Raw genomic sequence first — 9,401 nt, 5'->3', positions numbered from 1 at the left:
GGGCCGGGAGGCTGCGATCACCTCCCGGCCCACGCTCCGTTGTCCCGCGCCCCGCGCCCCGCACCCCGCGCCCCGCACCTCGCGCCCCGCGCCCCGCGCCTCGCGCCTCGCGCCTCGCGCCGTGCGGCGAGCGGCGAGCATGCCGTGACCGGGCCGTCGTCCCGGTTGTCGCGGTGGCGAAGAACCGGGATCCGGCGGCCGCGGTGTTCGGTCCGGTCTGGAAGAGATCATCTTCCGCGTGCGCGCACCGGCACGTTCCCCCACGATCCCTGGTCAGCGCTCGCCGCTGCCCTCCGGCTCGCCGTCGATGGGCGTCGTGCCCGACCCGGACGGCAGCTGCACGTGGACGTGGCCCCTGCCGGCCTCGATGTTGATCACGTCCAGTTGCAGCGCGGCGACCGACCACGTCCGCAACGCCGTCGTGCGCTGCGCCGAGGCCAACCCGACCAGCCGACCCCGCAACGGGTCCGACGCGGCCAGCGCCGACTCGAACGCCCCCACCGCCAACGCCAGTTGCTCCACCGCCGCCCGCATGGACGTCCGGGCCACGTTGACCCCGTTGCCGGCCGACGGCGTCTCCTCGTACCGCCGCACCTCCGCCGAGACCGCCTCACGCCACCCCGCCAGCTCCTCGGCGGTCGGCACGACGCCCGCCGCGCCGTCGAGCGGCGCGGCCCGGTTCATGCCCGTCAACACCGGGGTCAAGCGGTCGCGGGTGCCGCGAGCCAACTCGGTGAGCACGCCGACCTGCTCGACGTCACGCGCTTCCTCGGCCTGTTCGTACTCGGCGATCCTGCGCTCGGTCGCGTCGGGTCCGCTCGTCCACGAGCCCAACGCGAACGCCATCGCGAGCCCGAGCACGAACGCCACCGCCACGCCGGTGACGGGCTTCCACCCTCGTGGTCCCGCGGACGCCCCGGAGGTCTTGCGCACCGACTTCCCCCGCGGGGGAACGGTCTTCACCACCACATCCTCCTCTGACCGGCGGGCGCACACCTCCGAGGCTGCCCGGACGCGGGCGACGAGGCGAGGGCTGCGGCCGGCGGGAACAGGACACGGCGAGCGCTTGACGCGGCCCGACGTCACCCGGGACCTCCGCCGGGGCGCGGGCCGGAGGTCGGGGCCGTCCCTCTTCGACCGGGCGTCCCCGTGCTCGGACTGGGCCCGGGCTCACCGTCCGCACGGAGCGGCCGACCCGGTCGGAATCCGCCTCGACGGGCCGCTCCGGGCTCCCGCACAATGGCGCGTCCCCACGAACCCGCGAGAGGGCAAGCCATGAGCTTCTCCGGCCACGCGCGCCGCGCCGGCGACCCGACCGTGCCGCTGCCGCACCGCGTGTCGTCGTTCCGCTCGTGCGTGCGGGCGTTCCCGGCCGCGCCCTACGAGGACACGATGCGGTACCTGGAGCTGGTGGCGGGACCGTTCCAGCGGGACGCGCGGGCGTTGGACGCGGCCCTGGGGCTGCTGCTCCTGCTGCGGGCGCGGTGGAAGGCCCAGGTCGCGACGTACGCGGCGGTGCGGCGCATCGAGAAGCGGCGGGGGATCCGGCGACCGCGCCACCCGTCGGCCTTCGGCCCCGTGTCCGAGATGCCGTTGGCCGACCTGCACACGCCGCGCGGTGCGGAACGGTTCCTCCGCGGCGGCGGTCCCCTCCCCGGCGGTGAGGTGCCGCGGTTCGACGGCTCCTCGTTCGAGCTGTCGACCACCGCCGCGCACGACCCGCGGCCGAGCACCGTGCTCGGCTTCGGCGACCGGTCGTCCCGCCCGTTCGGCGCGCGCGGGAGCCGGTGGAGCGGGACGTTCGACGGCTCGTCGTTCCACCTGGGAGCCGACCACCACACGGACACGCCGGGGTGACGGGTCGGCCGGGTTCAGTTGGCGATCAGGTCGTGACGGGTCAGGGCACGCGGTCGGCGGGCGGCGCGGTGGCGCGCCTGGGCGCAACCGATGATCAGCAACCCCGCCAGCAACGGCAGGACCATGCCCCCCTCGACCGCCAGCGCGCACGTGAGTGCGATCCACAGCAGCAGTCTCATGTCGGAAAGGCTAGGGAGACGCGGGTCACATCCGCACCTCATTTGGGGAAGGCTTGAGGTAGAGGCCCGTCCGCCCGCGGGTCACGGCACGGCGGCGGAACCGGCTTCGGAGATCGAATTGTCGGACCCCGCCGCTACCCTCCGCGCCACACCGTGAACGACTCGCAGGAGGAACCGTGGGCTGGCTCGACGCCGCTTCCGGCTACCAGGTGCGGCTCGGGGAGAACGGGCGCGTCCAGTGCCGCAACGGCAAGGGCAAGATCCTCTCCTCCGTGCCCGCCTCGATCAAGGACGACCCGCCGGTCGTCCAGTTGCGGCAGCTCGCCGAGTGGCTGTCCCGGCACGAGGCCGAGTGCCTGGCCGCCGTGGACGGCTGGATGGTGCGCTCGCTGCCGGTGCCCACGGCCCTGGTCGCGGAGGTCTGGGCGGACGCCGCGTGGGCCGGCGCGCTGCGCGACCTCGTCGTCACGGCCGGCGACGGGGCGGCCCGGGAGACCGGGTTCCTGCGCGACGCCGACCCGGAGCGCGGGCTGGGCGTGGTCACCCTCGACGGCGACACGGTCCGGCTCACGTCCGAGGCGGTCCGCATCCCGCACCCGGTGCTGCTGGAGGACCTGGAGGAGCTGCGCGAGTTCGGCGCCGAGCTGGGCGTGGAGCAGAAGGTGCAGCAGCTCTTCCGGCAGACCCACGCCCGCCCGGCGGACCCGGGGGGCAAGACCTCGGTGGACGACTTCGCGGGCGGCCGGTTCGAGCAGCTCAACCACGCGCTGGGCCGCTGCCGCACGCTCGGCTACCCGGTGCGCGGCGGCGACGCGGTGTACGCGGCGTTCGAGGACGGCCGGGTCGTGGAGGCCCGCTACTGGCTCGGCTCGGACTACCCCGAGGGCGAGACCTGGACCGGCGAGCTGAGGTGGGCGCTGGAGGACGGAACCGCGCTGCCGCCGGCCGACGTCGGACCGGTCGCGTGGTCCGAGGGCATGCGCATGGCGGCGGCGATCCACGCCGGTCGCGTCGTGGAGGAAGAGGCGGTGGCCCCGTGAGCGAGCCGGACCCGAGCGTCGTCATCGCCGCGGGCGGCGTGCTGCCCGACATCACCGGGACGGGCGACGACCGCGACACCGTCACCGCCCGCCACTACGCCCACCCCGGTCTGGACGGCCGCGTGGTGGTGCGGCTCGTGCCCGCCGTGCTCGGCCGCGCCGAGGACCTGACCTGCGAGTACCTCGGGTTCGACGCGCCCGGCCGGATCACCGCCGTCGGCACCGGCAGGCGCAGCGCGCTGGGCTTCCCGGCGTGGGCGCTGGTGCACGACCCGGCCAACGCCCACCACGCGCTCAACCTGGTCAAAGACGTCGAACGGCTGGCCCGCACGGCCAAGTCCCGGGCGGGCGCGGCGAAGGACGGGTTCACCGCGCTGGGCGACATGCTCGGCCGGTCCGCGCCGCACTTCCTGCCCACGTTCTACGAGCAGGCCGGGCGGATCTTCCTGCGGCACGGCAACACCTCCTACGCGGCGAGCATGTTCGGCAAGGCCCGCGAGGCGGAGGAGGTGCACGACCTCGCGGTGGACCCGGAGCGCATCCGCGAGGTGTTCCTGGAGTTCGCCTTCGCCGGGGCGCTGACCGCGAAGGCGTTGTCCGCGCACGCCAAGGGCCTGGCCCGCCGGCACGACGCGGACGCGGCCTACGAGATGTTCTTCACCCTGTGCGTGGAGCGCACGCGGGGCGGCCTGCCGCCGTACACGGGGATGCCCGAGGACCTGCGGCGGCTGGCGAAGGCGGCCGGGCGCGACCTCGCGGCCGAGGACCGGCGGCTGCTGCGGTCCACCCTGGACAGCTCGGCGATCGGCCGCGCGGGCGGCGCGTTCTGGAAGTCCTACCGCGGCTCGCTGGTCGCGCTGGCGGCCGACGACGCGGAGGTGCGCGGCCGGCTGCTGGCGTTCGTGCCGGACTCGTCCGCCGTGCTCGACACGTGGCTGGAGATCCTGACCGCGTGCGGCGCGACGCGCGCCCTGACGGGGCACGACGACGCCGTGGCGGTGGACCGGGCCGGGTGGCTGTCGTCCGTGCTGGCCGTCCGCGCCTCCGGGTGGCGCGGCACCCCGCGCTCGGCGCGGCTGCTGGAGCTGGTCGAGGCGATGGCCGAGCGGTTGGCCGCCGACGCCGTGCCGGTCCGGGCGCTGCGCCGGTGGCGCCAGCGCGACCTGGACGTGCTGGACCTGCTGGTGGCGCGGGACGTCCCGATCGCCGAGGGCGAGGCGGGGGTGCAGCTCGACGTCGGCGACTGGCTGGCCGACGACGCGCCGGGCCGCCGCGACCTCGCCGCGCTGGCCGCCTCCGAGCGGTTCGGCGACGCGCTCGGCAACGGCTTCATCGCGCACGCCCGGTCCCGGGTCCGCACGACGGCCGTCGCCCCGGACGTGCTGGCGTCCGCGATGGCCGTGCCGGGGCTGCGCGCCGCGCTGTCCGCGTGGATCCGCTCGCGCGCGGACCGCGTCACCGCGACCGGCCTGCCGGACCTGGCCGACCACCTCGACCTGCTGGCCGTGGTGCGGCTGCCCGAGGCGTACGTGGACGTGCCGGCGTCCGCCGAGGCGCTGGCGCGCACCGACGTCGCCGCCGCCCTGCACACGACGCTGCGCGGCGGCCTGCTGGACGAGCTGGGGTGGCCCGCCCTGGAGGACGCGGCGGCCCGCCTGGGCACGGAGGGCACGCCCGCGGACCCCGCCACCTCGGTGCGCGGCGAGGGCTGGCCCGCGCTGGTGCTGGGCCGGGGCGAGCGGTTCGTGGTGGTCGGCCCGGACGGCGTGCTGGCCGACCACGTCTCCCGCATCCCGCTCGACGCGCGGCAGCGGTGGGGCTTCGCGCCGACCGCGGACTGGTTCGACGGGGTGCTGCTGGTGCGCTGGCAGGGCCCGGACGGCGAGCTGGCGTACTGGAGCGACGCCCCGGACCGCGTGTTCGCGATCGGGGGCGGCCGCGAGCACCACCGGTCCCTGCCGCCGACCGCGTCGATCGCGCTGCCCGGCGGCGGCCGGTTCGCCGGCGGTCGGGTGGCGCACCCCGGCGACACGGTCGTGCCGACGCCCGAGGAGGCGTACGGCGACGGCGTGACGGTGTGGACCCAGGTGTGGCACGACCGCGGTCCGCGCTGGGTCGAGGTGGACCCGGCCACCGGGCAACGCGGTCGCGCGAGCCTGCCCCGGTTCGTGGAGGACTTCGCGGTCGACGGGGCCGCGCTCGTGCTCGACCGGTGCGACCTGAGGCCCTCGCTGCCCGCCACCGAGGCCAGCCCGCTGGGCGCGGCGGACGGCCTGCACGGCTGGCGGGTCCGCCGGGAGCCGGACGGCTCGCACGTCGGCGAGGGCGTGGACGGCCGTCGCGCCCGGCTCGCCGACTGCCCGAACGGCGTGCTGCGGCTGCCCGGCGGCGCGGACGTGACGCTGGCCGGCGGGCGCGGGTCGGTGGTGCTGTTCGACCCCGACGGCACCAGGCTGGCAGGCGTGTCGGTCGGGGCCAAGCACCCGCCGTACGCGCTCGGCACGCCCTTCGTGCCGCCGCTGGAGTGGTGGCACCTCCTGCGCCCGCGCGACGAGGCCGGTTCGGCCGCGCTGCGCGGCGTGACGCGGGAGGCGGTGGACCGGGTGCTCGACGCCGCCCGCGCGGAGGCGCCGGACGAGCGGTCCACGCGGGAGCAGGTCGCGGCGTTGGCGCGCGGTGAACGCGCCGGGCTCGCGGGCGTCGTCACGGACGCCCTGCCCGGCCTCACCCACCCCGCGCTGATCGCCGGCGTGGTCGACGTGGTGCGCCGCGCGGCGCGGCTGGAGCGGTCCTTCCGGGGCTACGCGGACCTCGCCGCGGCGGCGCGGGAGGTCGACCCGGTCCTCGCGCCCACGGGCCCGGACGTCACCGAGGACGAGGTCAACGCCGCGCTGAACTGGTTCGGCGGCTACCGGTCCTACAACTCCCGCGGCCCGGTGCCGACCCCGCTGCCCGCGCTGCTCGCCGCGCTGGCCGAGGCGGCCGCGCGACCCGAGGCGGCCTCCCTGCCCGTGTCCAACGCGCCCCGCTGGTTCGACGCGCTGCCGCACCTGGCCGCGCTGGCCCACCGCGCCGCGTCCCCGCTCACCCCGGACGACCAGCGGGCCGCGCTGGCGCTGGTGCTGCGGTCGGTCGCGGACAGCGGCCTGGCCGACGGCGCCGGGCACTGGCGCACGCTCGGCGTGGTCGTGCCCCGGGGGCAGGCCGCGGTGAAGGACCGGGTGGTGCCGGTGCGCGACGGGTTCATCGCCCTGTTCGAGACCCAGTGGCGCAACGAGCCGGGCAGCCGGTTCGACGGCGTGCAGTTCAGCCGCACGCCGGGCGTGTTCGACCTGCCGGAGGACTGGCGCGTCGAGTCGGCCCGGGAGGTGCGCACCCCGTTCGGGCCCGAGCGGGTGGCCCGGTTCCTGGGGGTGCTCGCCGAGCGCGGCCCCGCGCCGTGGTTCCCCGAGGCGGTGCCCGCCTTGGTGGAGCTGACCGGCCTGAGCGCGGCCGAGGCGACGTTGCTGCTGGCCGGGATGCCGGGCGTGGACCGGTGGGACGCGACCTTCCTGAGCACCGCCGACCGACGGCTGCTCCGCCTGTCCCAGGGCGGCGCGAAGGCGGCCAAGGAGCGGTTCCGCGGGCTGGGCGGCTCGTTCCGGCTGCGGTTGCTCGCCGCCGCCGTGCCCGCCGACCCGGCCGAGCTGTGGACCCGCGGCCCGGACGTGGCCGCGGTCGCCGAGGTGTGGACCGCCGAGTTCGGGCGGCGGTCGCCGGTCCCGGACGACGTGCTGGTCGACGCGGCCAAGCTGCTCGGCCTCGCGAACGCCGGCGAGTACGTGGCCGGCGTGGTCAACCCGGACCTGACGCCGTGGCTCACGGTGGACGCCGGGACGACGTTCACCGGCACGGAGCTGCGGTCGCGCCGGCCGGAGGGGTTCGACCGCCAGGCGCTGTGGGCGGTGCCGCAGGTGCTGCTGTGGCTCGCGCACCGGCTCCCGTCCGGCTCGCCGCTGCGGGCGCGCCTGCCGGAGGCGCTGGCCCTGGCGCGGCGCCGGGTGGCGCACCCCGGTTTCGCGCTCGACCTCGGCCGGTGGGTCGCGCGCGACCGGCTGTCCGCGCTGCTCGGCGCCGAACTGCCCGCGGACGAGGGCGTGTACTCCTACCGCGACTGGCTGGAGCTGGCCCGCGCGGGCGACGAGCACTGCCGCGTGGTGGTCCGGCCGGGGCTCGTCGCGCCGGGCGACCGGGACCTGCTGGCGGCCGTGGTGGAGCTGACCGGCGCGCACGACGTGCCGCGGATGCTCGCCCGGCTCGCCGACGAACGCCTCACCGCCGTGTGCGCGGCGCCCCCGGCCGCCGACCCGGCCGCCTACCACCAGGACCCGACGGTGTCGGTGCCGGCGCTGGTCGCGGAGGTCGCCGAGCGGTTCGACCTGACCGAGGACGCCGCCGCGCTCTACCTGCAACTGCTGGCGCTGCCCGACCCCACGGACGCGAACGTGGCGCGGTGGACCGGCTGGAAACCCGCCCGGCTGCGCCAGGCGCGGGCCGCGCTCGCGGAGACCGACCTGGTGCTGACCGCGAAGCGGGCGCGGGCCGGCCGGTCGCTGTTCCTGCCCGGCGGGTGGCTGGCCCTGTCCGCGCCGCACGTGCCGCTGGAGACGTGGAAGGCGCCGATGTTCGAGCACGCCCCGCACCGCCGCGACGCGATCGTGCCGCTGGAACCCGTCGCGGACCTGTTCGCCCGCGCGTGGCGGCGGGTGCTGGACGGCGACGCGCCCGCCTACGAGGAACTCAGGACCGGAGGACGCAGGTGACCGCACCCAGGCAGGTCGAGCCGGCCGAGGACGCCCACCGCGAGGAGTTGGCGTTCCTGGCCGCCCACGACGACGGTCCCCGGCCGCCGGGGTGGCGGCTCACGCCGCGGGCCGTGGTCACGTTCGTGATGGGCAGCGGCGAGCCGCTGGCGCTGCCCCGGGGCGTGTCGGTGGCCGGCGTGCCGTCCCGGCTGGTGATCAGCCCGAAGTTCGTCGGCGAGCGGGCGCTGGTCGAGCGGGCCGTGGTGACGCTGGCCGGCGAGCGCGGGCTGCTGCTGGTCGGCGAGCCGGGCACGGCCAAGTCGATGCTGTCCGAGCTGCTGGCCGCCGCCGTGTCGGGCAGCAGCCAGCTCGTCGTGCAGGGCACCGCGGGCACCACCGAGGACCAGTTGCGCTACGGCTGGAACTACGCGCTGCTGCTGGCCGAGGGGCCGAGCCCGCGGGCGCTGGTGCCGTCGCCGGTGCTGACCGCCATGCGGCGCGGCGGCGTGGTGCGGGTCGAGGAGGTCACCCGGTGCCTGCCGGAGGTGCAGGACGCGCTGGTGTCGATCCTGTCGGACCGGCGGATCGCCGTGCCGGAGCTGTCCGGCACGGACGACGCGACGGTGCACGCCGCGCCCGGCTTCACCGTGATCGCCACGGCGAACCTGCGCGACCGGGGCGTGTCGGAGATGTCCGCGGCGTTGAAGCGGCGGTTCAACTTCGAGGCCGTCGGGCCGATCGGCGACCTGGCCGCCGAGACGGCGCTGGTGCGGCGGCAGGCCGCGGCCGCCCTGGAGCGGGTCAGCGCGCCGTTCGCGGTGGACGACGTGGTGCTGGAGGTGCTGGTCACCGCGTTCCGCGACCTGCGCAACGGGGTGTCCGAGGAGGGCTGGGCGGTCGAACGGCCGTCCACCGTGATGAGCACGGCGGAAGCGGTGTCCGTGGCCACCTCGCTGGGGCTGGCCGACACCTACTTCCCCGGCGACCGCGACCCGCTGTCGCTGCTGCCCGGCCACCTGCTCGGCGTGGTCCGCAAGGACGACCCGGGCGACGCGGCCCGGCTGCTCGGCTACTGGGACGGCGCGGTCCGGCGGCGGGCCGAGTCCGGCGCGCGCACCTGGCGACGGTTGTGGGAACTCCGTGACGTCCTCGACGCCTGACCTGGCGGACCGGCTGGCCGGCCACGAGTCGCCGCACCTCATCGGGGTGCGGCACCACTCGCCCGCGCTGGCGGCGGCGGTGCCCGCCCTGCTGGACGCGTTCGGGCCCGAGGTGCTGCTGGTCGAGCTGCCGGAGGAGCTGGGAGAGTGGCTGCCGTTCCTGGCCGACCCCGACCTCGTCGCGCCGGTCGCGCTGTCCGGCGCGACACCGGACGGCGGCCTGGCGTTCTACCCGTTCGCGGACTTCTCCCCGGAGCTGGCCGCGATCCGCTGGGCGCGTCGCCACGGCGTCGAGGTCCGGCCGTGCGACCTGCCGCTCGCCGCCCGCGGTGACGGCCGCCGGCGGTCGGAGCGCGGCGCGTCGCCGCTGACGGAGGCGCC

At 76.8% G+C, this 9,401-nt stretch carries 7 protein-coding genes; 5 read left to right on the top strand and 2 right to left on the bottom strand.

The window, feature by feature from the left end; genetic code table 11:
• Positions 1–273 precede the first annotated feature (273 nt).
• A complete protein-coding gene (locus tag ACFXGA_RS17760; RefSeq protein WP_378089087.1) occupies positions 274–963 on the bottom strand; it encodes a hypothetical protein in 690 nt (229 codons plus the stop codon).
• 312 nt (positions 964–1,275) lie between these two features.
• Here ACFXGA_RS17760 and ACFXGA_RS17755 point away from each other — a divergent pair, with 312 nt between their 5' ends.
• Complete coding sequence (locus ACFXGA_RS17755; protein WP_378089085.1) at positions 1,276–1,857, top strand: hypothetical protein; 582 nt, start codon at positions 1,276–1,278, stop codon at positions 1,855–1,857.
• Positions 1,858–1,871: 14 nt separating this feature from the next.
• On the opposite strand, the gene ACFXGA_RS17750 is transcribed toward ACFXGA_RS17755, so the two are convergent.
• The gene (locus tag ACFXGA_RS17750; RefSeq protein ID WP_378089084.1) at positions 1,872–2,036 is read right to left on the bottom strand and encodes a hypothetical protein; all 165 of its coding nucleotides are present in this window, start codon (positions 2,034–2,036) and stop codon (positions 1,872–1,874) included.
• Between the two features lie 176 nt (positions 2,037–2,212).
• On the opposite strand from ACFXGA_RS17750, the gene ACFXGA_RS17745 reads away from it, so the two are divergent.
• The 4 genes from ACFXGA_RS17745 to ACFXGA_RS17730 form a co-directional block, all read left to right on the top strand.
• The gene (locus ACFXGA_RS17745; protein ID WP_378089082.1) at positions 2,213–3,076 is read left to right on the top strand and encodes a DUF4132 domain-containing protein; all 864 of its coding nucleotides are present in this window, start codon (positions 2,213–2,215) and stop codon (positions 3,074–3,076) included.
• Positions 3,073–7,878: a hypothetical protein gene (locus ACFXGA_RS17740; protein ID WP_378089080.1), complete on the top strand. Its 4,806-nt coding sequence runs from the start codon at positions 3,073–3,075 to the stop codon at positions 7,876–7,878. The genes ACFXGA_RS17745 and ACFXGA_RS17740 overlap by 4 nt, the downstream gene beginning before the upstream one ends.
• Positions 7,875–9,020 carry an AAA family ATPase gene (locus ACFXGA_RS17735; RefSeq protein ID WP_378089078.1) on the top strand — a complete coding sequence of 382 codons (1,146 nt, stop codon included), beginning with the start codon at positions 7,875–7,877 and terminating at the stop codon, positions 9,018–9,020. The genes ACFXGA_RS17740 and ACFXGA_RS17735 overlap by 4 nt, the downstream gene beginning before the upstream one ends.
• The coding region (locus ACFXGA_RS17730; RefSeq protein ID WP_378089076.1) for a DUF5682 family protein at positions 9,001–9,401 on the top strand (401 nt) is incomplete at its 3' end. The genes ACFXGA_RS17735 and ACFXGA_RS17730, both read left to right, overlap by 20 nt.

The sequence above is a fragment of the Actinosynnema sp. NPDC059335 genome, assembly GCF_042752395.1.
Taxonomy (GTDB): domain Bacteria; phylum Actinomycetota; class Actinomycetes; order Mycobacteriales; family Pseudonocardiaceae; genus Actinosynnema.
The sequence above is the reverse complement of the archived record's forward strand: the minus strand, read 5'-3'. Positions and strand labels throughout refer to the sequence as shown.